Source organism: Burkholderia ambifaria AMMD (assembly GCF_000203915.1).
Taxonomy (GTDB): Bacteria; Pseudomonadota; Gammaproteobacteria; order Burkholderiales; family Burkholderiaceae; genus Burkholderia; species Burkholderia ambifaria.
The window spans coordinates 2293812-2315956 of record NC_008391.1; the positions used below are offsets into that span (position 1 = coordinate 2293812).

Genomic DNA, 22145 nt, shown 5'->3' on the forward strand with positions numbered 1-22145 from the left:
CGTCATTGTCGTCGAGCTGGGGCGACGGGCCGAAGTGGGTCGGAAAGCGCCGTTCGTCTCCCCACAGCTAGCGGACCCTGAACGTCTGCAACTTAGCAGAAAGAAGCCGTTCCGGCGGCGCTCGTGGTCCCCAACTCGGCACGCGGAATACAACAGCCGACGCCTAGACCTTTCCTAGAAGAAGTCAGCGCAGAATGCGACGGTTTGACGATCGACTCGTGTGCCGCGGGTTCATCCATTCGAACGCCCCTCACTCGACCGGCGGAATCGCGCCTTCTGACAAGGTTTTGATGAGCCTCATGCGACGTCGTTCGAGATCCGCGATCTGACGATCGATAGCTTCGAGGCGTTGCCGCTGGATATCCGTGATCTGGTCGCACGAACGCGCGCCTTCGATCAGAAGCATGCAGTCCGGGAAGCCGAGAATGTCTTCGATGGTGAAACCGGTCGCGATCATGCGCCGGATCTGCTTGACCTGCGTGACCGCCCTGTCGGGGAACATCCGATATCCATTGTCCGCGCGCACCGACGCGAGCAAACCGTGTTTGTCGTAGTGACGGATCGATCGCACGCTTACGCCGGTGCGTTGCGAAACTTCTCCGATAGTCAGCAGTTCCTTTGGGAGCATCTTGTCCATGAAAAGCAGACTAGCACAAAGCGCTTGACTCTGACATTAGTGTCAGGGTTCAGACTGAGCGGACGATTCACCTTGAGGCCTTCTTCATGCTCACCCGAATGCTCAGATACCTGCTGGCCGCCGCAGTCTCCGCGGCAACGTTATTTGCGGCGATACCTGCTACGGTCGCTGCTCCGACAAGCTATATGGTTACATCGAAGGATGGTGTAAGGCTTTCGGTTCAGGAAAGCGGCAATCCCAACGGCCCACCGGTCATTTTCATTCACGGTTTGCTTGGCAGTCGCCTGAACTGGGAAGCGCAAGCGCAAAGCCCCGAATTGCGCAAATACCGGATCATCACCTACGATCTGCGCGGCCACGGCCTGTCGGATAAACCATCTGGCGCCACGCCGTATCACGATGGACGTCGTTGGGCCGACGACCTCAAAGCAGTCATCGCCGGCTCGCATGCGAGAAAACCCGTTGTGGTCGGTTGGTCGCTTGGCGGTGCGGTGATATCGAACTACCTGGCAACGTATGGCGACGGCAACATCGCCGGCGCCGTATACGTCGATGGTGTCGTCGAACTCGCCCCGGGTCAGATCATTGACCATCCCGAGGTCTATCGGGACATGAATTCGCCGGACCTGAAAACACATCTCGATGGCGAGCGTACCTTCATTGGGCTGTGCTTCAACCGCCGTCCGGACGCCGACACTTTCAGCCGATTGCTCGCCAACGCCGCGCTGGCGTCGTGGGACATGCAGAAGGAAATTCCGACGATGACGGTGTTTGCCGCCGAGGCGCTCAGCAAGACACGCGTGCCATTGCTGTTCATATACGGCAGCCGCGATGCGCTGGTCGACACGCCCACGACGCTGGCCCGCGCGAAGGCGTTGAATCCTCGCATCCAGAGCAAAGTGTACGTCGATGCGGGTCACGCACCGTTCATCGAGGAACCCGACCGCTTCAATCACGATTTGGCGGAGTTCGTCAGGTCGGTGTCCGGGAAATGAAGCACTGATGCTTTGACCCGCACGCACCTCACGCCAGCAAGCACGCGATCAGATCATGCGTCGTACGCACCTCGTACTTCCGCAGCAAGCTCGCGCGATGGATGTCGACCGTGCGCGGGCTGATGTTCAACTCCTTGCCGATCTCCTTGCTCGTCAGGCCGTGAACCAGGAATGCCGCGACGTCGCGCTCGCGATCGGTCAGCGTGCTCGTGACGTCGGGATGCTTCGCGCTCTCCGACAGGTCAGTGAAGGTCCAGACGGCCAGCTCGAAGGGCCGCTTCGGGTTGTAGCCGAAGCCGCACACGGTGACCCAGAAATGGCTGCCGTCGACACGGCGCATGATGCGATCGTCGCTGAACCCGGCATGTTTCGCGAGCAGCGGCGCGAGGCGCCGGCCGGTCGTCGCGAAGTCCTTCTGCTGCGGATACAGCTTCGCGAACGACTGGTCGATGATGTCGTCACGGGTCGCCCGGAACAGCTGCAGCGCCTTCTCGTTGCACTCGACCATGATGCGCTCCCTGGCCACGATCGCCGCGACGGGCAGATGTCGGAAGAGATCTTCGTAATCGAGACGGGGCGTCGTGTCGGTCATGTTCGGCATCGTGTCGACGGGCCCGAACCGCGTTCGGACCAAGGCTATCGGGCAGGTTCGCTCCTGCCGGATTGTAGCGCTTGCCGAACACTCACCCGACTTGAAAGACGCAGCAATCGTGTCCTTCGCCCGCGCACTGGACTTCGGCCGAGTGCGCGCGCGGGCCCTTGCCCGCCAGGTCGGCCGCGGTGTCGTTGACCCAGTCCATCGCACCGGCGAACCAGCCCGCGAACATGTAGCACAGCTTGCCGTGCCTGTCGGGCTGGGCCAGCACGAACGACGAATGGTGCAGATGGATGCGCGCATGCGACGTCGCCGGATCGGCTTCGGCGAGGGTGAACAAACCCCAGCCGCGCTGCGACAGCCGCTTCAGATAATGCTCGAACACGGCCATGCCGCTGATGCCGTGCTGCTTCGCTTCCTTGTCGCACCAGTGATAGGCGGACTTGTAGCCAGCTGTGTAGAGAATCGACGCATAGGCTTCGCGGCCGAGCGCCTCCTCGATAGCTGCATGATTGTTCGTGAAGAAATGGCGCGGCACGTACAGCATCGGCAGCGCGTCGGTCGTCCAGACACCGGTATCCGGATCGACGTCGATGGGCAATTGCGGGTGCATGGCGGGTGCGTTGATATTGGGCGATTCAACCGTTCCAGACTTCGCCGAATACCCGCAGCCAGTTTTCGCCCATCACCTTCTTGATGCGCGATTCGCTCCAGCCGGCACGCTGCATCGCGGCCGTGAGGTTCGGGAACTCGCCGATCGTTCGGATACCTTGTGGATTGACGACCTTGCCGAAGTCCGTCAGACGACGATAGCGGCCCTTGTCGTGCGTGATCCAGTCGAAGAACTCGGTGCTGTAGCCCTGCGTGAAGTCCGTGCCGATACCGACTTTGTCCTCGCCGATCACGTCGATCACGTATTCGATCGCCTCGAGATAATCGTCGATCGTCGCGTCGGCGCCGCGCCGCAGGAACGCATGAACATCGTGACGCCCACGAAGCCGTTGGCCTCCGCGATCTCGCGCAGTTGATCGTCCGTCTTGTTGCGCGGATGCTCTTTCAGGCCGGACGGACAGCAGTGCGAGTAGGTGACCGGCTTCTTCGAACAGGCGATCGCGTCGGACGACGTCTTCGCGCCGACGTGCGAGAGATCCACCATGATGCCGACCCGGTTCATCTCCTGAATCACTTCGCGGCCATAGCCGGACAACCCGCCGTCCGGTTCGTAGGAGCCCGTGCCGACAAGGTTCTGCGTGTTGTAGCAGAGCTGCACCACGTTCACGCCGAGTTCCTTGAACACTTCGATGTAGCCGAGGTTGTCCTCGAACGCATACGAGTTCTGAAAGCCGAAGATGATGCCCGTCTTGTTCTCTTTCTTCGCGCGCAGGATGTCGTCCGTCGTGCGCACCAGCGTGAGGATTTCACTGTATTCGCGGATGTGCTGCTTCATTTCCGCGATGTTGTCGATCGTCTTCTGGAAGTCGTCCCACACGGAGACCGTGCAGTTGACGGCCGTGACGCCGCCCTTGCGCATGTCTTCGAACACCGAGCGCTCGAACTTGGAAATGTTCAGGCCGTCGATGATGATGCTGGATTCATGAAGGCTGGTCATCGTATCGCTCCGTGCGTTGATGGTTTGCGGGACGACCGCTCAAACGGCGCGTTCGACGCCGCGCTTCGCGGACTGGGCGGCTCTCCCCGTTGCCGGGCCGGCTTCCTCGAGTGCCGTCTTCGACGTTTCCGGCAGCGACAGCCCGCCGATCATCGCGAAGATCGACACGGCGATCAGGTAGTACGCGGGCGACAAGTTGGTGCCGGTCGCGGAAATCAGCCACGTGGCGACGAGCGGGGCGGTGCCGCCGAAGATCGTGTACGCGAGGTTGTACGTGATCGCGGACGCCGTATAGCGGGTTTTCGTCGCGAACACTTCCGACATCAGCGGCGCCGTCACCACGCCCGAGAACACCGCGCCGATCGCGAGCAGCGCGACGCCGAGCAGCGAGTGCGACAACACGCCCGAGCCGCCCAGCGAGAAGGCTGGATACACCGACACGATGATGAAGGTGCCGGTCGTGGCGATCGTCGCGCGGCGGCCGACGAGGTCGGAGAAGAGGCCGGCGACCGGGCACAATGCCGCGGCGAACAGGAGAGCCAGCACCGTGACGAGGAGCGACGTGCCGCGCGACAGGTGCCCGGCCACTTGCAGGTAGGTCGCGAAATACGTCGTGAACGTGTAGAAGGACAGCGCCGTCACGGACACGAACGCACCGAGCTTGAGGATATTCCTTGATTGCGAATGCAACGTTTCCATCAGCGGGGCATGCGCAATGTCGTGCTTGCCTTCGAGCGCCTGGAAGGCGGGCGTTTCATTCAGGTTGACGCGCAGGTAGACGCCGATGAGGCCGACCGGTGCCGCGATCAGGAACGGCACGCGCCAGCCCCATTCGATCATCGCCTGCGACGACAGCGACGACTCGAGCAGATAGGCGACCACCGCCGCGCAAGCGAACGACGAGAAGGTCGATACCGGCACGAAGCTGCCGAAGAATGCGCGGCGGCGGCGCGGCGCATGTTCCATCACGTACGCGCATGCGCCGGCGTATTCGCCGCCGGCGGAAAAGCCCTGTACGCAGCGGATGATCGTGAGCAGCAACGGCGCCCAGTAGCCGATGCTCGCGTAGGTCGGCAGCAGGCCGATCAACGTCGTCGAGCCGGCCATCATCAGGATCGTCAGCGCAAGCGTGCGCTTGCGGCCGATCCGGTCGCCGATGACGCCGAAGATGAGGCCGCCGAGCGGGCGGAATGCGAAGGCCACCGCGAAGACGGCGAATGTCTTCAGGAGTCCGATCGTCGGGTCGCCGCTCGGGAAGAATTCGCGCGTCAGGATGGTGGCGAGAAAGCCGTATGCGGCGAAATCGAACCATTCGACGAAATTGCCAATCGACGCTGCAGCGATCACGCGTCGTAACGTTCTGGTGTCGACGTCCTGGGTGGTCATGGTCGTGTCCTCTTCGTGTGGGGCGCTTTGGGTCGCGTCGAAACCCATGGTAGGGAGGACAATTACCTAGGTCTATACGTGTCAATTACCTAGGTAATCGGGGGCGGGGTGGGGGGGCGTGCGCCATGCGGGGCGCGGTATGTGGCGGGCTCAGGACCGTGATCGACAATCGCAGCGTGCCTGGGCAACGGTGTGTATGGGTTCGGCGGTTTAACGATTGCGCGAGGCGTGAGTCGCCCATGGGCTACAAAAAAACCGGATTTGCCGATTTTTGATGCTTTGGAACGACAGATGACATCGAGGCTACCGGCCGCTACTGATCTGCGCGAGGGTGTCACAATTGAGCCACTTCTAATCCTCGCCACTCGCTATGTTCCGTCCCGTCCTGCGGTTCGCATCGTTGCTTCTGTCGTTGATGATTGCCACCACGGCGCTGGCCGACCCTGCGTACTTCCACAAGACCTTTTCTGGCCGTATCGGCGACCGCTATGCGTTCGTGATGGATCTGAAAAATGTCGACGGAGTGCTGACGGGAAGCTATCGCTATGCCGGCAAGCGCGACGCTATCTACCTGAGCGGCAAGATTGACCCCTCGGGCAGATTCACGATGGACGAGACTGGAAGCGCTGGGCAGCGCACCGGCACGTTTACCGGCAAGGTAGCCAACGACTCGCTCGACGGCACTTGGGCGTCGGCTGATCGCGCGCGGCGCTTGCCCGTCGACGCACATCAGACCTCGGAAATTATCGTTGGCTCGAAACGAGAAATTCTCACGCAGGCGATCGGCACTTATGTGCTGGACGGCATCTCGGGAGCAGCGGGCGCCAACGGCATGTCCGATACGTGGCGAGAAAAGGGCCGGTGGAAAGCACAGGTTTCGTCCATCAGCATGGGGCGTCGCGAGTTCTCCGATGTGGCGCTGACTCGCGAGGACTTGCGCCGACTCAACAGCATGACGATCACGGTAGACGCGTCGCTCGCCACGCGCTTGAATGTCGATGGCAAGGTACTGCTGTCGATTCCTTACCGTGACGCGGGCATGCGGTACGAGATCGGCCAATCCCATAGCACTGTGATCGAGGCGGAGCTGAAGACGATGTCGCCCACCACTACAGTGCATGACGAACATCTCTACCTGCTCGCCAGCGACGCGATCGATCTCAGGGAGCCGATGTCAGGTAGCTATTTACCGGAAGAGAACCTGAACATCGTAACGGTCAGCTATGCCGTCGTGGACAAGACCTTCGATGTCTACCTGAGGGATGGCGACTGCTGCAGCGGTACGATATTCACCTTTCGGCGCAAACCCGCCGCCAATTAATGACCAAACCGCAAGACCTAGTGCATAGATATCGTTTGCGGCAGCGTTAATGACTATCGACAATCGTGGCTCGAATTCCCGCCCGTGCGCCAGAAGCGCCCTGGGCGGGCGGCACCTGTCGGCTATCCCGGCCGTCCGTGCGATCCAGCTCACGACGACATGTACGCGTTTACGCCCTCATTCCAGAATCCCGCCGGTTCGCCGATCCGCGAGCTGTTCAAGTACCTCTCCGAGCCGGGGATGATTTCGTTCGCGGGCGGCTATCCGGCTAGTGACCTGTTCGACGTCGACGGCCTGAACACGGCCGCCGAACGCGCGTACGCGCAGCCGGTGCGCTGCCTGCAATACGGCCCGACCGACGGCCTTGCCGAACTGAAGCAGCAACTGATTGCGTTGATGGCGCGCCGCAACGTCGCGTGCACGCCGGCCGAACTGCTCGTCACGACCGGCTCGCAGCAGGGCCTCGACCTGCTGCTGCGCGTGATGGTCGCGCCGGGCGACGTCGTGCTGACCGAACAGCCGGCTTATCCGGCGACGCTGTCGGCGATGCGTCTGCAACAGGCGCGCATCGTGACGATCCCGGTCGACGGTGAGGGCCTCGACGTCGACCGCCTCGCGTCGCAACTCGCGTCCGGCGCGATCGCGCAGCCGAAACTGCTCTACACCGTCCCGACCTTCGCGAACCCGACCGGTGCGACGCTCACGCGCGAACGCCGGCTGAAGCTGCTGCGTCTCGCGGTGCGATACCGTTTCCTGATCGTCGAGGACGATCCGTACGGCGACCTGCGTTTCGCGGGCGAACCGGTGCCGTCGATGCTTGCGCTCGCGAACGAAGTCGAAGGCGCGCGCGACTGGATCGTGCATTTCGCGAGCCTGTCGAAAATCGTCGCGCCGGGGCTGCGCGTGGGCTGGACGATCGCGCCGGCCGAGATCGCGCGACGCTGCGTGATCGCGAAGCAGACGGTCGACCTGTGCAGCACGCCCTGGACGCAAGCCACCGCCGCCGAGTATCTCGCCGACGGCGCGCTCGAACGCCATCTGCCGCGCATCACGGCGGCCTACCAGCGCAAATGCGACGCGATGTGCGACGCACTGCGCGACGGTTTCGGCGATGCGATCACGTTCCATCGTCCCGAAGGCGGGATGTTCGTGTGGGCGCGGATCGGCGCGGTGTCGTCGGACGTGCTGCTGCAACAGGCGATCGCGAACAAGGTCGTGTTCGTGCCGGGCAAGGCGTTCTTCGCGGACAACGTCGACGCCGCATCGCTGCGGCTGTCGTTCGCCGCGCCCGACGTCGATGCGATCCGGGAAGGCGTGGCGCGCCTGGTGCGCGCATATGGTGCGGCGCTGGCCGCGTGAGGAGACACACATGAACATCGTCATCAACGACACCGCATGGCTGGATGAAGCGCCGGGCATGGCCGATATCCGTCCCGTCGCGCACAAGTCGTCGCAGATCGGCGCGGGGCCGCAATACGTCGCGGACGTGCTCGGCCGCTTCGGCGCGGATTCGACCGACACGAGCGACGCCGCACCGGTCGTGCTCGGCTATAACTGAACCGCGCGGCGGCGGGTTTGCGACGAAAGCCATGCGGGCACCGCGAGCTGCGCCGCCGAAACGGTTAAGCTAGCGCGACCGAATCCCGCAAGATCGCCGCGCCATCATGTCCGATCCCGCTTCCGAATCGCTCACGCAAACCTACGACCGTCTCTGGTCGTGCCTCGAGTCCGGCGTCGGCGCGCAGCGCTCGCCGTTCACGATGGTGCAGGCCGCGACGCTCGGCCTCGACGGCGCGCCGAAGGTGCGCACGATCGTGTTGCGGCAAGTGAGCCGCGCCGATCGTCTGCTGGCGTTCCATACGAATGCGTGGTCGGAGAAGGTGGCGGAGCTGCGCCGCGACCCTCGCATCGCCGTCGTCGCGAACGATCTCGACGCGCTCGTGCAGATTCGCGCGGAAGGCGTCGCGTCGATCTGCGACGACGAAGCGCAACGGCGCGCGATCTGGCAATCGAGCCGTCCGCATACGCTGCTGTTGTATCGCGCACCGTTGCGGCCGGGCACGCCGATCGAGTCGCCTGAAGAGGCGCACGTCACGCCAAGCCCGGGCGAGGCCCCCGCCGACGACGGCTATCGGAACTTCTGCCTCGTCCACGTCACGGTGACGCGCGTCGACTGGCTCGAACTTGCTCGCGCCGGCCATCGGCGCGCGATCTTCGATGTGAACGACGACGGCTACGAAGGCCGCTGGATCGCCCCCTGACGTCGACGTTCGCACGCCCGCTACAAACGGGTACAAATCAGACACATCCCGGATACATCAGACCTTTCAAATGGGTGACCGCCGCGTGACCGGTGCGTGCCCGAATGAAAGCGAAGGCGCGCCCGGGCGCGCGGCATGTTCACTTTCAACCTCACGAAAGGAGATGCCGAGCGATGTCTTCCACACCGTTTTCCCCGATGCGTCGGCACCTGCTGGCCACGTCCGTGGCCGCGGGTGTATCCGCGATGCTGCCCACCGCGCTGCATGCGGCAACCGGCGACACCGGCATACGCCCGTTCACCGCCCACATCCCCGACGACGCACTGGTCGACCTGCGCCGCCGCATCACCGCGACACGCTGGCCGGGCCGCGAGACCGTCGCGGACGAATCGCAGGGCGTGCGGCTCGCGCGCATGCAGGCGCTGCTGCGCTACTGGGGCACCGACTACGACTGGCGCAAGGGCGAGGCGCGCCTGAACGGCTTCCCGATGTTCATCACGGAAATCGACGGGCTCGACATTCACTTCATCCACGTGCGGTCGCGGCACGCGAATGCGATGCCGATGATCATGACGCACGGCTGGCCCGGTTCGGTCTTCGAACTCGTGAAGGCGATCGGCCCGCTGACCGACCCGACCGCGCACGGTGCGAGCGCGGACGATGCGTTCCACGTCGTCGTGCCGTCGCTGCCGGGCTTCGGTTTCTCGGGCCGCCCGACGAAGACGGGCTGGGGCTCGGACCACATCGCGCGTGCATGGGGCGAACTGATGGCGCGCCTCGGCTATACGCGCTTCGTGTCGCAGGGCGGCGACTGCGGCTCGGTGATCTCGCACCGGATGGCGATGCAGCGCGTGCAGGGCCTGGCCGGGATTCACGTGAACATGCCGGCGACGGTGCCGCCGGACATCGCGACGCTGCTCCAGGTCGACGCGCCGGCGCCGGCATCGCTGTCGCCGAAGGAGAAGGCCGCGTACGAGAAGCTCGCGACGTTCTATCGCGACAACTGCGGCTACTCGGCGATGATGGTCACGCGTCCGCAGACGGTCGGCTACGCGCTCGCCGATTCGCCGTCGGGGCAGGCCGCATGGATGTACGACAAGATCTCGCAGTGGACGTACAGCGGCGGCGTACCCGAACGTTCGATTCCGCGTGACGAGATTCTCGACGACATTTCGTTGTACTGGCTGACCAACACGGCGACGTCCTCCGCGCAGATCTACTGGGAGGATCACTCGAACAACTTCAACGCGGTGGACATCTCGCTGCCGGCCGCGATCACGGTGTTCCCCGGCGAGATCTATCAGGCGCCGCGCAGCTGGGCCGAGCGCAGCTATCACAACCTGATCTACTTCAACGAAGTCGACAAGGGCGGCCACTTCGCGGCATGGGAAGAGCCGGAGCTGTTCGCACGCGAAGTGCGTGCCGGGTTCCGGCCGTTGCGTCGCGCGTAAGCGCGGCTCGACGGGCGCGCGCGGGCCGGTTGCGATGCCGGCCCGCGTCCGTTGCCGCATCGGTGCATCGGGGCGCGTGTATTGCGCGGCCCCCGAAACGCACCGCGTCGCGGACGTTTTTTGAATCGCTCTGTGTCGTATCCGAACACAGATACGTTGGGATACAAAGCGTCCGAATGGTTCGGATATAAATCCGGTGAAGCGATTCACACGGCGGCGCCAAGCGATGCGCGGCCGGCGTGAACGGCGATACCGGAGCGCCCGCACCTGCCGCGGGCCCCTTACTTAGCGATCGACAATGGAGAACCAGTCATGCCTGATACCGTGAATAGCCGCCGCCGCCTGATCCTGGGTACGACAATCGCAAGCCTGAGCCTCGCCGATCTCGGCTTCGGCTCGCTGGCGCATGCGCAGTCGGCGCCCGATGTACCGACGAACCGCGCGGCCGGCGCGGCGTCGCTCGGCACCATCCACCAGATCGACGCGGGCGTGCTGAACGTCGGGTATGCGGATCTCGGGCCGAAGAACGGCCCCGTCGTGTTCCTGCTGCACGGCTGGCCGTACGACATCTACAGCTACGCGGACGTCGCGCCGCTGCTCACGGCGGCCGGCTATCGCGTGATCGTGCCGTACCTGCGCGGCTACGGATCGACGACGTTCCGCTCGGCCGACACGCTGCGCAACGGCCAGCAGGCGGTGACGGCCGTCGACATCGTCGCGCTGATGGATGCGCTGAAGATCGACCGTGCGATATTCGGCGGCTACGACTGGGGCGCACGCACGGCCGACGTCATCGCGGCGTTGTGGCCGCAGCGCGTGAAGGCGCTGGTGTCGGTGAGCGGCTACCTCATCGGCAGCCAGCAGGCGAACACCAAGCCGCTGCCGCCGCAGGCCGAACTCCAGTGGTGGTATCAGTTCTACTTCTCGACCGAACGCGGCGCGCTCGGCTACGCGGAGAACCTCGATGCGTTCAACAAGCTGATCTGGCGGCTCGCATCGCCGAAGTGGCAGTTCTCCGACGAAACCTTCGCGCGCAGCGCCGCATCGTTCCAGAATCCCGACCACGTAGCTGTCGTGATCCACAACTATCGCTGGCGCCTCGGTCTCGCGAAGGGCGAAGCGAAATACGACGACATCGAGCGGCGGCTCGCGGCCGGCCCGGTCATCACCGTGCCGACGATCACGATGGAAGGTGACGCAAACGGCGCGCCGCATCCGGCCCCGGCCGCGTATGCGAAGAAGTTCACCGGCAAGTACCAGCACCGCACGATTACAGGCGGCATCGGCCACAACCTGCCGCAGGAAGCGCCGCAGGCGTTCGCAGAGGCGATCCTGCAAGTGGAGCATCTGTGATGCGGGCGCCTATCGGAGTGGTGCGTCACGGCGCGCGCCGTGCGCTCGTCGCGGGCGTGTTGCTGGCCGGTGCGTTGTCGGCGAGCGGCCCGGCCGCGTTCGCGGAGCAGCCGAAGCCGGCCGCGTCGCCGATCTACGGCGTGACGATCCCGCCCGGCTACCGGAAGTGGGAAATGGTCGCGCCGGCCGAGGAAGCGGCGCCGCTCGACGAATTGCGCGTGGTGCTCGGCAATCCCGTTGCGATGCGTGCGCTCGAAAAGTCGACGCTGCCGTTTCCGGACGGCACGATCCTCGTGAAGCTCGCGTACAAGCGCAAGCAGTCGGACGAGTTCCCGTCGGCGACCGTGCCGGGCCAGGCGACCACCGTGCAGGTGATGGTGAAGGATTCGCGTCGCTATGCGTCGACGGGCGGCTGGGGCTTCGGGCGCTTCATCAACGGCGTGCCGGCCGATATCGGTCAGCACCAGACGTGCTTTGCGTGTCACCAGGCGCGCGTGAAGAATCACGACTATGTGTTCACGCGGTTGGCGCCGTGACGTGATTTGACGGGATCGGCTTGACGGAAGGGCGTGCCGCGCGAGGCACGCCTTTTTTGTCGTGCGCGGATGACGGGAGATGGATCGGCCTGCGGGTTTGTATCGCAGTGTGTCTGCGGCCCCTTCTGAAAAACTGGCATGCAGGAAGCACCGGTTTCGGAAACATGCCGGATACGTGAGCGGGTTCTACTGTCGACATGCAGGAAACATTCGATGCCAGCCATCTGGATCGGATGCCGAATGATCGATACACCCACTTCCTTCTAGGAGAATACTCATGAAAGTCGCTCGAATCCTCGCCGTCGCCGTCCTCGCTTCGATCCCCGCCTTGTCGTTCGCCGATACCGGCCACGGCCTCACGCGTGCCGATGTGCGCGCCGACCTCGTCCGGCTCGAGAAGGCCGGCTACAGCCCGGCCAGCGGCGAAGCCAACTACCCGGACGATATCGCTGCCGCGGAGAACGCCGTTGCCGCGGAGCAGGTCGCGCGCTCGGACCAGAACGGTCCGTCGAAGTCGCAGGGCGACAACGTCGCCGCCGCGTCGGTGCCGGCCGCCCGCTACGCCGCGGCCGGCGACGCACGCACGGATGCCGACAACGGCCTGTACGCGCATTCATGATCCGCTGCCGCGCCTGCCGAGCGCCGGCGCGGCCGCAACGTAAACATTTCAGATGTACAACACGACAGGAAGGAGCATGACGATGGTCGGTTTGACGAAACGGGTGCTGGTGTCCGCGGCGGTGCTGGGCGGCTTGTTCGGTGCGGTCGCGGCGCAGGCTGCGCCGAAGGAGGACCTGAAGGGCACGAACGTCGTGCTGGTGCACGGCGCGTTCGCCGACGGGTCGAGCTGGAACCGCGTGATTCCGCTGCTCGAGGCGCGCGGCCTGCATGTCGTAGCGGTGCAGAATCCGCTCAGCTCGCTCGCCGACGATACCGCCGCGACGAAGCGCGCGATCGACGAGCAGAAGGGGCCCGTCGTGCTGGTCGGCCATTCGTGGGCCGGCGTCGTGATCAGCGATGCGGGCAACGACGACAAGGTGAAGTCGCTCGTCTACGTCGCCGCGTTCGCGCCGGACAACGGCCAGTCGATCGCCGACGTCACGCAGGGGCTGCCGGCGCCGGCGTGGGCCGGCGAGCTGCGCAAGGACACGGGCGGTTTCGCGACGCTGTCGGACAAGGCGATCGCGCAGGATTTCGCGCCCGACCTGTCGCCCGCGCAGCAGCGCGTCGTCGCGGCGACGCAAGGGCCGTGGTACGGTGGCTGTATTTCGCAGAAGGTCACGCAGGCCGCGTGGCATGAGAAGCCGTCGACGTTCGTCGTCGCGACGCAGGACCGGATGATCGATCCGAAGCTGCAGGAAACGATGGCGAAGCGGATCGGCGCGACGGTCGCGCGCGTGAACGGCAGCCACGTATCGATGTTGAGCCAGCCGAAGGCCGTGGCCGACGCGATCATCGCGGCCGCGGAGCGTGCGAAGCACGATACGCAGTAAGCGATGCGGCGCCGCGATGCGAATGGCGCGCGGCGCCTCCTTCCGGCCATCCGCCTCGCAGGAAGTCCCGTTGGGGGCATGGCGGAGTTTCTCGGAGCACATTCTGATGACGCAGCAACTCTGGCAACTGTCGGCGACTGAAATCGCGAAGCGGGTGCGGCAACGCGAAGTGTCCGCGCGGGAAGTGGCGGATGCGACGCTGGCCCGTCTCGATGCGGTGAACCCGGCGATCAACGCGGTGGTCGAGCATCGCCCCGACGACGTGCGGCGCCAAGCCGACGAAGTCGATCGCGCGATCGCGCGCGGCGACGATCCGGGGCCGCTCGCCGGCGTGCCCGTGACCGTGAAGATCAACGTCGACGTCGCGGAATTCGCGACGACCAACGGCACGCGCCTGCAGGAAAACCTGATCGCGAGCGCCGACAGTCCGTCGGTCTCGAACCTGAGAAAGGCCGGCGCGGTGCTGCTCGGCCGCACCAATTCGCCGACGTTCGCGCTGCGCTGGTTCACGTCGAATCTCGTGCACGGCCATACGTACAATCCGCGCAACCGGTCGCTGACGCCGGGCGGATCGAGCGGCGGCGCGGCGGCTGCGGTGGCCGCCGGGATCGGCCCGCTCGCGATCGGCACCGACATCGGCGGCTCGGTGCGTTACCCGGCCTATGCATGCGGCGTGCACGGCATCCGGCCGTCGCTCGGACGCGTGCCGGCGTTCAATGCGTCGTCGCCCGAGCGTGCAATCGGCGCGCAGTTGATGTCGACGACGGGGCCGATCGCGCGCACGATCGACGATCTCGCGCTGGCGCTGCGCGCGTTCGCCTCGCAGGACCCGCGCGACCCGTGGTACGTGCCGGTGCCGTTCGAAGGCCGTGTGGTACCGAAGCGAGCGGCGTTGTGCGTGCGGCCGGGCGGCCTGCAGGTCGTGCCCGAAGTCGAGGCCGCGTTGCGCGATGCCGCGCGCCGGCTCGTCGATGCAGGGTGGACCGTCGATGAAATCGACGATACGCCGCCGATGCGCGAGGCCGCGTTGTTGCAGGAGCAGCTCTGGCTTGGCGACGGATTCGACGCGTTGACGAACGCGGTCGAGAGCGACGGTGATCCGGGCGCGGCCGCCGTGATCGCCGCCGTGCGCGGCAAGGTGCGCGATCTGCCGGCCGACGTGATCAGCCGCGCACTCGTGCGGCGTACGACGCTCACGCGGCAATGGCGGCTGTTTCTCGATGAATACGCGGTGCTGCTGCTGCCGGTGTCGTCGGAGCTGCCGTTCCCCGACGATCTCGACAGGCAAGGACCGGAAGGGTTCGAGCGCGTATGGGAGGCGCAGCTCACGCTGCGTGCGCTGCCGGCGATGGGGCTACCCGGGCTGGCGGTGACGACTGGGATCGTCAATGACGTGCCGGTTGGTGTGCAGGTGGTCGCCGCGCATCATCGCGAGGATTTGTGCCTGCTCGCCGGGCGCGCCATCGAGGCGCGCGGCGCGCCGGTTACGGTGGTCGATCCGATCGTTTGAGGCGATGACGGGCGCGGTGCATCGGGGATGCATCGCGTCCGTCGGTTGTCGATCGTCGGGATCGTTATTCAGGAAGCTATGCCTGTGTCCGTATCACGAGCGGGGAAGCGGCGAAAGCAGTTTCCATTCATCGTGTCCGCGGGCTCCCTCCACGACAACGCCGCTCAACGCCCCGTCAGCATCCGCCCGCCAAGCCCCATCAGCAGCAGCCCGGCCGTCGTGTCGAGCACGGCCTTGCGCTTGATCAGCAGCCGGCGCACGAACGGATGCGACGCGAGCAGCGCCATCGTGCAATACCACGCGCCCGAAATCCCGATCGACAGCGCGACGACCGTGAGATCGAACCATGCCGGTGTGTGGGCCGGCACCATCAGCGCGAAGACGCTGCCGTAGAACGCGACGGCTTTCGGGTTCGTCATGCTGACCACATAGCCTTTCTTCGCCGCGTGCCAGCCGGAGGATGAAGCCGGCGCGGCGACGGACAACGGCTTGCGCGCGGTTAGCACCATTTTCAGGCCGAGCCAGATCAGGTAGGTCGCGCCCGCCAGCCGCAGTGCGGTGTGCACCCATGCGACGTGGGTCACGAGCAGGCTCAGGCCGCCGATCGCGATCGCGGCCCAGGTGCCCGATGCGGCAGCGAGGCCCAGCCCGGTCATCACGCCGGCGCGGCGCTGCGCGACCGCGCTCGACGTGACGATCACGAAGTTCGGGCCGGGGCTGGCCACGCTCAGCAGCAGGACGCCGGCGAGCGGCAGCAGGGTGTTGATGGTGGTCGACATGGATTTGGGCCCGTGATGCGGAATGGGCCTTCATCTTACCCCGCTCGACCTGCCGTACCTGCGTGCGATCCAGAAAAAAACGCGTGACGACCGACGTCGCCACGCGTTGCATCACTTCGGAAACACCGCGCATGCCGGCGAACCGGCACACGCGGCACACCGTCAGAAATCGAACCCCGGCCCGCCCGCACCCGGGCCGCCCGGCGCCGTGGCCGGCGCTGCATCCTTCGGCGCCTCGAACACGGTCGCATCGGTCGTCAGCAGCAGCCCGGCCACCGACGCAGCATTCTGCAGCGCGGTGCGCGTGACCTTGGTCGGATCGAGCACGCCCGATTCGACGAGATCGCCGTATTCGCCGGTCTGCGCGTTGTAGCCGAAATTGCCCGAGCCTTCTGCCACCTTCGCGACGACCACGCTCGCTTCCTCGCCCGCGTTCGTGACGATCTGGCGCAGCGGTTCCTCGAGCGCGCGCAGCACGATCTTGATGCCCGCGTCCTGGTCGGCATTCGCACCCTTGAGTTCGCGGATTGCCTGCCGCACGCGGATCAGCGCGACGCCGCCGCCCGGCACGATGCCTTCCTCGACCGCCGCGCGCGTCGCGTGCAGCGCGTCGTCGACGCGGTCCTTCTTCTCCTTCACCTCGATTTCGGTCGCGCCGCCGACCTTGATCACCGCGACGCCGCCCGCCAGCTTGGCCACGCGCTCCTGCAGTTTTTCACGGTCGTAATCGGAGGTCGCCTCGTCGATCTGCACGCGGATCTGCTTCACGCGCGCCTCGATGTTCTTCGCGTCGCCCGCGCCGTCGATCACGGTCGTGTTTTCCTTGCCGACCTCGATGCGCTTCGCCTGGCCGAGTTCGGCGAGCGTCGCCTTCTCGAGCGCGAGTCCCGTTTCCTCCGCGACGACTTGCCCGCCGGTCAGGATCGCGATGTCCTCGAGCAGCGCCTTGCGGCGATCGCCGAAGCCCGGTGCCTTGACCGCGACCGTCTTCAGGATGCCGCGAATGTTGTTCACCACCAGCGTCGCGAGCGCTTCGCCCTCGACGTCTTCCGCGATGATCAGCAGCGGCCGGCCGGATTTCGCGACCTGTTCGAGCACCGGCAGCAGGTCGCGGATGTTCGAGATCTTCTTGTCGTGCAGCAGGATGTACGGGTTCTCGATCTCGGCGATCTGCTTGTCGGGATTGTTGATGAAATACGGCGACAGGTAGCCGCGATCGAACTGCAGCCCTTCGACCACGTCGAGCTCGTCGGCGAGCGACTTGCCGTCCTCGACGGTGATCACGCCTTCCTTGCCGACGCGGTCGATCGCTTCGGCGATGCGCTGGCCGATCGATTCCTCGCCGTTCGCGGAGATCGTCGCGACCTGCGCGATTTCCTTGCTCGTGGTGGTCGGCTTGCTGATCGTCTTCAGCGCGTCGACGGCCGCCGCGACGGCCTTGTCGATCCCGCGCTTCAGGTCGAGTGGATTGAGCCCCGCCGCGACGTACTTCTGGCCTTCGCGCACGATCGCCTGCGCGAGCACGGTGGCCGTCGTCGTGCCGTCGCCGGCGGCATCGCTGGTGCGCGACGCGACTTCCTTCACGAGTTGCGCGCCGATGTTCTGCAGCTTGTCCGCGAGTTCGATTTCCTTCGCGACCGACACGCCGTCCTTCGTGACGACGGGCGCGCCGAAGCTGCGCTCGAGCACGACGTTGCGGCCCTTCGGCCCGAGCGTGACTTTCACCGCGTTCGCGAGAATGTTGACGCCTTCGGTGAGCTTCGTACGCGCGACGTCGCTGAAAATGATTTCCTTTGCTGCCATGATTGCGCTCCGTTATTGATTGACGACCGCGACGATGTCTTCCTCGCGCAGCACCAGGAATTCGTTGCCGTCCACCTTGACGGCCTGGCCTGCGTACTTGCCGAACAGCACGCGCTCGCCGACACGCAGGTCGGGCACGAGGCGCTGGCCGTCGGCGTCCTTGCGGCCGGGGCCGACGGCGATCACTTCGCCCTGGTCGGGCTTTTCCGCGGCGCTGTCGGGGATCACGATGCCCGAGGCGGTGGTGGTTTCCTGGTCGAGTCGCTTCACGATGACCCGGTCGTGCAAGGGGCGTAGGCTCATCTATCCGTCCTGTTCTGTTGCGTCGAGATTGGTTGGCACTCTTTATCGGAGAGTGCTGACGAGTATATGAACGCGTGGTGGCGCGATCCAATAACGGATTCGGAAAAGCATTTGCTTGGAGGCGCTATGGATGCGTAGCGGCGGTGCCGGCACGGCACTCGGGCTGGTTGGTACGCCGCTCAGCGACGCCGCCTCGTTCTTGCCGCGGGACTCGCCTTTGCGTGACGATTCGTTGAATCTGGCCGCGCGTCGGCCGAACGAAGGGGTTGGAGGCTGGCTGCATGGAGAAATACGAAGCGGCTATCGAGTTGTGCAATCGGCTGGCAAAGGTCATGGGCGGCCTTGCTGGTCTCGCACTGTGCAAGCAGAATGCGTTTATGGATTACCAAGAGTGCAGGGGATTCTAAATGGCTAAGCATTCGCCTTATGCCGTCGTGGTGATTTACGACGAAGACCAGCAAAGACTTACGGTAAAAGCGGCCGATCCGGACAAGCTCGCGCCGCAATTACAAGGCGTTCTCGAAATGCCGATCCTGTTGGACGAGTTCGACTATCGGATAGATGACGAGTTTGCGCGTCGCCTGGGTGCCGCAATGCTGAATCTCATCGCTGCCGGTCAGCCCGGCATCGAGAAATACATGAGTGTGACGCTTGAACCTATTCCGAGGCAGGGCGACGGCAGCCGCTGATGCTTGTAGAGGAATGCGACATGAGCAAACCGAGACGCGCAACCATCGTGTTTTATGACGAGGATACCGAACAGGTTACGTTGTGCACTGTGTTTCGCAAGGACGTGCAGGCCGTGCTTGATCGCGAAATGAATGCAGGCGTCGCCATCACGATTCCGCCGCATGCCGAACCGAACGACGGGTGCCCGATTACCGATGAGGACGCGCGGCGATTGGGCGGCATGGCACTGCTGATGCAGGCGGGTGTGCATCCTGAATTGCGCGAGCGGCTTAAATTCGCGGAGGCCGGGTCCGTCGACTGGTCCCCGATTCGGCGTCCGGACGCAGACTGAAGGTTCGGTGCATGAGCCGCTGGATTGCCACGATGATCCTGCTAAAGATGCCGATCATCGACTGCCGTCGGTTCCTAGGGTTTGATAGCCAGTCCTATCGTTCGATTCCCTTCACTAGCTCCGGCGTTGAACGGCCGCGTACCGCACGGGTTGAGCAACGCCCGCGACCACGACCGTACGCTTTTTCCCCGCCTGAAGCACAATCGACCGCGTCATGCATGCGCTGCGCGCGACAGCGCGCACCGCACCGTCTTCGATTCTTTCGTCAGAGGCACGAATCATGTCATCCCGCACCTATCTCGTTACCGGCGCGTCGCGCGGCATCGGCTTCGCAACCAGCACGCTGCTCGCGCGGCGTGGCCATCGCGTCATCGGTCTTGCGCGGCGTACGCAAGGCATCGACTTTCCCGGCGAACTGATCGCGTGCGATCTCGCCGATATCGACCGGACGGCCGCGACGCTCGCCCGCATCGGCGCATCGGAAGAGATCGACGGCATCGTGAACAACGCGGGCATCGCGTTGCCACAGCCGCTCGGCAAGGTCGATTTCGCGTCGCTGCAGGCGGTGTTCGACCTCAACGTGCGCGCGGCGATCCAGGTCACGCAGCATTTCGCCGATGCGATGAAGGCACGCGGATATGGCCGCATCGTCAACGTATGCAGCCGCGCGATCTTCGGCAGCCTCGATCGCACCGCGTATTCAGCCGCGAAAAGCGCGCTCGTCGGTTGCACGCGTACGTGGTCGCTCGAACTCGCCGAGCACGGCGTGACGGTCAACGCGGTCGCGCCGGGCCCGATCGAGACGGAACTGTTTCGCCAGACGCGGCCAGTCGGCAGCGAAGCCGAACGCAAGGTGCTGGCAACGATTCCCGCACGTCGTCTCGGCACACCGCACGATGTGGCCGCGGCGATCGCGTTCCTGCTGTCCGACGATGCAGCCTTCGTCACGGGGCAGGTGCTCGCGGTGGATGGCGGCGGCAGCCTCGGCGGACGCAGCTGACACAACGCACGCGGCGTGCGTCGTAAAACACGTGCCGCGCCGCATATTCCCGCACTCCCTTAGCATGTGACGAATCCGACTTTGGGCGCCGCGCAGGCGACGCTAAGATCGCCGATCCCGTAGATCGTGCGCTCAACAACAATGAAAAAGCCCGCTTCGCCCTTGCTTGCCTTTCGTTTCCGTGTGGTCTGCGCCGCGATCGCGGGTGCGCTGTCGCTCGCGTCGTGCGGCGGCGTCGACAGCGATCCGCCGCCGCAGGCCAATGCGACGCCCGCGGCCAAGCGGCCGAACATCCTCTACATCATGGCCGACGATCTCGGCTACTCCGACATCCATGCATTCGGCGGCGAGATCAACACGCCGAACCTCGATGCGCTCGTCGCGTCGGGCCGCATCCTGTCGAACCATCACACCGGCACCGTGTGCGCGATCACGCGCGCGATGCTGATTTCCGGCACCGATCACCACCTCGTCGGCGAAGGCACGATGGGCGTGCCGACCGACGAGCGGCGCGGCCTGCCGGGCTACGAGGGCTACCTGAACGACCGCGCGCTGTCGTTCGCACAACTACTGAAGGACGCCGGCTATCACACGTACATCGCGGGCAAGTGGCACATCGGCTCGGGGATCGTCGGCAGCGCGACGGGCAGCGGGCAGACGCCGGACCAGTGGGGCTTCGAGCGCAGCTACGTGCTGCTCGCCGGCGCCGCGACGAACCACTTCGCGCACGAGCCGGCCGGCTCGTCGAACTACACGGAGGACGGCCGCTACGTGCAGCCCGGCCAGCCCGGACAGCCGGGCGGCGCGGGCGGCAATCCGGCCGTGTTCTACTCGACGGACTTCTATACGCAGAAGCTGATCGCGTACATCGATTCGAACAAGCGGGACGGCAAGCCGTTCTTCGCGTACGCGGCCTACACGTCGCCGCACTGGCCGCTGCAGGTGCCGGAGCCGTGGCTGCACAAGTACGCGGGCGTGTACGACGCCGGCTACGACGCGATCCGCAACGCGCGCATCGCACGGCAGAAGGCGCTCGGTCTGATTCCGGCCGACTTCAGGCCGTTCGACGGCCTGCCCGAAACGACGTCGGCGTCGCCGGCAACGGCGAACAACGGCACCGCGAACGCGAAGTACATCAGCGCCGTGCATTCGGCCGCCGACGGCTATACCGACTACGGCACCGGCAAGGTCGACAAGCTGTGGGCGAGCCTGAGCCCGGCCGAGCGCCGTGCCCAGGCGCGCTACATGGAGATCTACGCGGGGATGGTCGAGAACCTCGACTACAACATCGGCCTGCTGATCCAGCACCTGAAGGACATCGGCGAATACGACAACACGTTCATCATGTTCCAGTCGGACAACGGCGCGGAAGGCTGGCCGATCGACTCGGGCGCGGACCCGACGGCGACCGACACCGCGAACGGCCAGGAGCCGATCTACTCGACCCTCGGCACCGACAACGGCAAGCAGAACGCGCAGCGGCTGCAATACGGGCTGCGCTGGGCCGAAGTGAGCGCGGCGCCGTTCCGGCTCACGAAGGGCTATTCGGGCGAAGGCGGCGTGTCGACGCCGACGATCGTGCGCCTGCCCGGACAGACGCAGCAGTTGCCGACGCTGCGCGCGTTCACGCACGTGACCGACAACACGGCGACGTTCCTCGCGCTCGCGGGCGTCACGCCGCCGTCGCAGCCGGCGCCGCCGCTCGTGAACACGCTCACCGGCATCGACCAGAACAAGGGCAAGGTCGTCTACAACAACCGCTACGTGTATCCGGTGACGGGCCAGTCGCTGCTGCCGGTGCTGACCGGCTCGGCGACGGGTGACGTGCATACGGCGCCGTTCGGCGACGAAGCCTACGGCCGCGCGTACCTGCGCAGCGCCGACGGTCGCTGGAAGGCGTTGTGGACCGAGCCGCCGCTCGGCCCGCTCGATGGTCACTGGCAGCTGTACGACCTCGCTACGGATCGCGGCGAGACGACCGACGTATCCGCGCAGAACCCGTCGGTGATCGGCACGCTGGTCGACCAGTGGAAGACCTACATGAGCAACGTCGGCGGCGTCGAGCCGTTGCGTCCGCGCGGCTACTACTGAG

23 protein-coding genes and 1 pseudogene are annotated in these 22145 nt (G+C 65.1%); 16 read left to right on the top strand and 8 right to left on the bottom strand.

The annotated features are described in order from the left end of the window. Positions 1 to 250: 250 nt before the first annotated feature. Positions 251 to 637: a MerR family transcriptional regulator gene (locus BAMB_RS26250; RefSeq protein WP_011660180.1), complete on the bottom strand. Its 387-nt coding sequence runs from the start codon at positions 635 to 637 to the stop codon at positions 251 to 253. Positions 638 to 723: 86 nt separating this feature from the next. On the opposite strand from BAMB_RS26250, the gene BAMB_RS26255 reads away from it, so the two are divergent. Next, entirely contained in the window at positions 724 to 1632 is a 909-nt protein-coding gene (locus tag BAMB_RS26255; RefSeq protein ID WP_011660181.1) for an alpha/beta fold hydrolase, read from the top strand. 28 nt (positions 1633 to 1660) lie between these two features. Here the strand turns inward: BAMB_RS26255 and BAMB_RS26260 are convergent, their stop codons facing one another. The 4 genes and pseudogenes from BAMB_RS26260 to BAMB_RS26275 all read right to left on the bottom strand — a co-directional run bounded on the left by BAMB_RS26260 (position 1661) and on the right by BAMB_RS26275 (position 5222). Continuing rightward, positions 1661 to 2233 (bottom strand): PAS and helix-turn-helix domain-containing protein, encoded by a 573-nt coding sequence (locus BAMB_RS26260; protein ID WP_041491586.1) that lies wholly within the window; start codon positions 2231 to 2233, stop codon positions 1661 to 1663. Positions 2234 to 2315: 82 nt separating this feature from the next. Next, the gene (locus BAMB_RS26265; protein ID WP_011660183.1) at positions 2316 to 2840 is read right to left on the bottom strand and encodes a DUF5943 domain-containing protein; all 525 of its coding nucleotides are present in this window, start codon (positions 2838 to 2840) and stop codon (positions 2316 to 2318) included. A gap of 25 nt (positions 2841 to 2865) precedes the next feature. Continuing rightward, positions 2866 to 3836: pseudogene (locus BAMB_RS26270) on the bottom strand (dipeptidase). 39 nt (positions 3837 to 3875) lie between these two features. Continuing rightward, complete coding sequence (locus BAMB_RS26275) at positions 3876 to 5222, bottom strand: MFS transporter (protein ID WP_011660184.1); 1347 nt, start codon at positions 5220 to 5222, stop codon at positions 3876 to 3878. Between the two features lie 370 nt (positions 5223 to 5592). Here BAMB_RS26275 and BAMB_RS26280 point away from each other — a divergent pair, with 370 nt between their 5' ends. The 10 genes from BAMB_RS26280 to BAMB_RS26325 all read left to right on the top strand — a co-directional run bounded on the left by BAMB_RS26280 (position 5593) and on the right by BAMB_RS26325 (position 15147). After that, complete coding sequence (locus BAMB_RS26280) at positions 5593 to 6543, top strand: hypothetical protein (protein WP_011660185.1); 951 nt, start codon at positions 5593 to 5595, stop codon at positions 6541 to 6543. Between the two features lie 159 nt (positions 6544 to 6702). After that, positions 6703 to 7902: an aminotransferase-like domain-containing protein gene (locus tag BAMB_RS26285; protein ID WP_011660186.1), complete on the top strand. Its 1200-nt coding sequence runs from the start codon at positions 6703 to 6705 to the stop codon at positions 7900 to 7902. Positions 7903 to 7912: 10 nt separating this feature from the next. Next, positions 7913 to 8101 carry a hypothetical protein gene (locus BAMB_RS26290; protein ID WP_041491728.1) on the top strand — a complete coding sequence of 63 codons (189 nt, stop codon included), beginning with the start codon at positions 7913 to 7915 and terminating at the stop codon, positions 8099 to 8101. A gap of 106 nt (positions 8102 to 8207) precedes the next feature. Then, positions 8208 to 8804 (top strand): pyridoxamine 5'-phosphate oxidase family protein, encoded by a 597-nt coding sequence (locus BAMB_RS26295; RefSeq protein ID WP_011660187.1) that lies wholly within the window; start codon positions 8208 to 8210, stop codon positions 8802 to 8804. Between the two features lie 173 nt (positions 8805 to 8977). Further along, positions 8978 to 10255, top strand: a complete 1278-nt coding sequence (locus tag BAMB_RS26300) for an epoxide hydrolase family protein (protein ID WP_006749613.1) — start codon at positions 8978 to 8980, stop codon at positions 10253 to 10255. Between the two features lie 312 nt (positions 10256 to 10567). Then, positions 10568 to 11608 (top strand): alpha/beta fold hydrolase, encoded by a 1041-nt coding sequence (locus tag BAMB_RS26305; protein WP_011660188.1) that lies wholly within the window; start codon positions 10568 to 10570, stop codon positions 11606 to 11608. Next, entirely contained in the window at positions 11608 to 12144 is a 537-nt protein-coding gene (locus tag BAMB_RS26310) for a cytochrome P460 family protein (RefSeq protein ID WP_011660189.1), read from the top strand. The genes BAMB_RS26305 and BAMB_RS26310 overlap by 1 nt, the downstream gene beginning before the upstream one ends. A gap of 277 nt (positions 12145 to 12421) precedes the next feature. Then, positions 12422 to 12763, top strand: a complete 342-nt coding sequence (locus BAMB_RS26315) for a DUF4148 domain-containing protein (RefSeq protein ID WP_011660190.1) — start codon at positions 12422 to 12424, stop codon at positions 12761 to 12763. A gap of 82 nt (positions 12764 to 12845) precedes the next feature. Next, complete coding sequence (locus BAMB_RS26320; RefSeq protein WP_011660191.1) at positions 12846 to 13637, top strand: alpha/beta fold hydrolase; 792 nt, start codon at positions 12846 to 12848, stop codon at positions 13635 to 13637. A 106-nt stretch (positions 13638 to 13743) separates the two neighbouring features. Continuing rightward, a complete protein-coding gene (locus BAMB_RS26325) occupies positions 13744 to 15147 on the top strand; it encodes an amidase family protein (RefSeq protein WP_011660192.1) in 1404 nt (467 codons plus the stop codon). Positions 15148 to 15311: 164 nt separating this feature from the next. Here the strand turns inward: BAMB_RS26325 and BAMB_RS26330 are convergent, their stop codons facing one another. From BAMB_RS26330 to BAMB_RS26340, 3 genes are all read right to left on the bottom strand, one after another. Beyond that, positions 15312 to 15926 (bottom strand): LysE family translocator, encoded by a 615-nt coding sequence (locus BAMB_RS26330; protein WP_011660193.1) that lies wholly within the window; start codon positions 15924 to 15926, stop codon positions 15312 to 15314. Between the two features lie 162 nt (positions 15927 to 16088). After that, a complete protein-coding gene (groL, locus tag BAMB_RS26335; RefSeq protein WP_011660194.1) occupies positions 16089 to 17729 on the bottom strand; it encodes a chaperonin GroEL in 1641 nt (546 codons plus the stop codon). A gap of 12 nt (positions 17730 to 17741) precedes the next feature. Next, on the bottom strand, positions 17742 to 18032 hold the full coding sequence (locus BAMB_RS26340) for a co-chaperone GroES (protein WP_011660195.1): 291 nt from the start codon (positions 18030 to 18032) through the stop codon (positions 17742 to 17744). A gap of 281 nt (positions 18033 to 18313) precedes the next feature. On the opposite strand from BAMB_RS26340, the gene BAMB_RS36130 reads away from it, so the two are divergent. The 5 genes from BAMB_RS36130 (at position 18314) to BAMB_RS26360 (ending at position 22144) form a co-directional block, all read left to right on the top strand. Then, complete coding sequence (locus BAMB_RS36130) at positions 18314 to 18439, top strand: hypothetical protein (RefSeq protein WP_265332558.1); 126 nt, start codon at positions 18314 to 18316, stop codon at positions 18437 to 18439. Next, a complete protein-coding gene (locus BAMB_RS26345) occupies positions 18440 to 18721 on the top strand; it encodes a hypothetical protein (RefSeq protein WP_011660196.1) in 282 nt (93 codons plus the stop codon). Between the two features lie 20 nt (positions 18722 to 18741). Beyond that, a complete protein-coding gene (locus BAMB_RS26350) occupies positions 18742 to 19053 on the top strand; it encodes a hypothetical protein (protein ID WP_041491729.1) in 312 nt (103 codons plus the stop codon). A 280-nt stretch (positions 19054 to 19333) separates the two neighbouring features. Beyond that, a complete protein-coding gene (locus tag BAMB_RS26355) occupies positions 19334 to 20053 on the top strand; it encodes an SDR family oxidoreductase (protein WP_011660198.1) in 720 nt (239 codons plus the stop codon). Positions 20054 to 20194: 141 nt separating this feature from the next. Beyond that, positions 20195 to 22144, top strand: coding sequence for an arylsulfatase (locus BAMB_RS26360; RefSeq protein ID WP_011660199.1), 1950 nt, complete (start codon positions 20195 to 20197; stop codon positions 22142 to 22144). Position 22145 lies beyond the last annotated feature (1 nt).

Bases quoted from the DNA above. Each gene is read 5' to 3' on its own strand.
- BAMB_RS26250 (WP_011660180.1), bottom strand. From the start codon at position 637: ATGGACAAGATGCTCCCAAAGGAACTGCTGACTATCGGAGAAGTTTCG.
- BAMB_RS26255 (WP_011660181.1), top strand. From the start codon at position 724: ATGCTCACCCGAATGCTCAGATACCTGCTGGCCGCCGCAGTCTCCGCG.
- BAMB_RS26260 (WP_041491586.1), bottom strand. From the start codon at position 2,233: ATGCCGAACATGACCGACACGACGCCCCGTCTCGATTACGAAGATCTC.
- BAMB_RS26265 (WP_011660183.1), bottom strand. From the start codon at position 2,840: ATGCACCCGCAATTGCCCATCGACGTCGATCCGGATACCGGTGTCTGG.
- BAMB_RS26275 (WP_011660184.1), bottom strand. From the start codon at position 5,222: ATGACCACCCAGGACGTCGACACCAGAACGTTACGACGCGTGATCGCT.
- BAMB_RS26280 (WP_011660185.1), top strand. From the start codon at position 5,593: ATGTTCCGTCCCGTCCTGCGGTTCGCATCGTTGCTTCTGTCGTTGATG.
- BAMB_RS26285 (WP_011660186.1), top strand. From the start codon at position 6,703: ATGTACGCGTTTACGCCCTCATTCCAGAATCCCGCCGGTTCGCCGATC.
- BAMB_RS26290 (WP_041491728.1), top strand. From the start codon at position 7,913: ATGAACATCGTCATCAACGACACCGCATGGCTGGATGAAGCGCCGGGC.
- BAMB_RS26295 (WP_011660187.1), top strand. From the start codon at position 8,208: ATGTCCGATCCCGCTTCCGAATCGCTCACGCAAACCTACGACCGTCTC.
- BAMB_RS26300 (WP_006749613.1), top strand. From the start codon at position 8,978: ATGTCTTCCACACCGTTTTCCCCGATGCGTCGGCACCTGCTGGCCACG.
- BAMB_RS26305 (WP_011660188.1), top strand. From the start codon at position 10,568: ATGCCTGATACCGTGAATAGCCGCCGCCGCCTGATCCTGGGTACGACA.
- BAMB_RS26310 (WP_011660189.1), top strand. From the start codon at position 11,608: ATGCGGGCGCCTATCGGAGTGGTGCGTCACGGCGCGCGCCGTGCGCTC.
- BAMB_RS26315 (WP_011660190.1), top strand. From the start codon at position 12,422: ATGAAAGTCGCTCGAATCCTCGCCGTCGCCGTCCTCGCTTCGATCCCC.
- BAMB_RS26320 (WP_011660191.1), top strand. From the start codon at position 12,846: ATGGTCGGTTTGACGAAACGGGTGCTGGTGTCCGCGGCGGTGCTGGGC.
- BAMB_RS26325 (WP_011660192.1), top strand. From the start codon at position 13,744: ATGACGCAGCAACTCTGGCAACTGTCGGCGACTGAAATCGCGAAGCGG.
- BAMB_RS26330 (WP_011660193.1), bottom strand. From the start codon at position 15,926: ATGTCGACCACCATCAACACCCTGCTGCCGCTCGCCGGCGTCCTGCTG.
- groL (WP_011660194.1), bottom strand. From the start codon at position 17,729: ATGGCAGCAAAGGAAATCATTTTCAGCGACGTCGCGCGTACGAAGCTC.
- BAMB_RS26340 (WP_011660195.1), bottom strand. From the start codon at position 18,032: ATGAGCCTACGCCCCTTGCACGACCGGGTCATCGTGAAGCGACTCGAC.
- BAMB_RS36130 (WP_265332558.1), top strand. From the start codon at position 18,314: ATGGAGAAATACGAAGCGGCTATCGAGTTGTGCAATCGGCTGGCAAAG.
- BAMB_RS26345 (WP_011660196.1), top strand. From the start codon at position 18,440: ATGGCTAAGCATTCGCCTTATGCCGTCGTGGTGATTTACGACGAAGAC.
- BAMB_RS26350 (WP_041491729.1), top strand. From the start codon at position 18,742: ATGAGCAAACCGAGACGCGCAACCATCGTGTTTTATGACGAGGATACC.
- BAMB_RS26355 (WP_011660198.1), top strand. From the start codon at position 19,334: ATGTCATCCCGCACCTATCTCGTTACCGGCGCGTCGCGCGGCATCGGC.
- BAMB_RS26360 (WP_011660199.1), top strand. From the start codon at position 20,195: ATGAAAAAGCCCGCTTCGCCCTTGCTTGCCTTTCGTTTCCGTGTGGTC.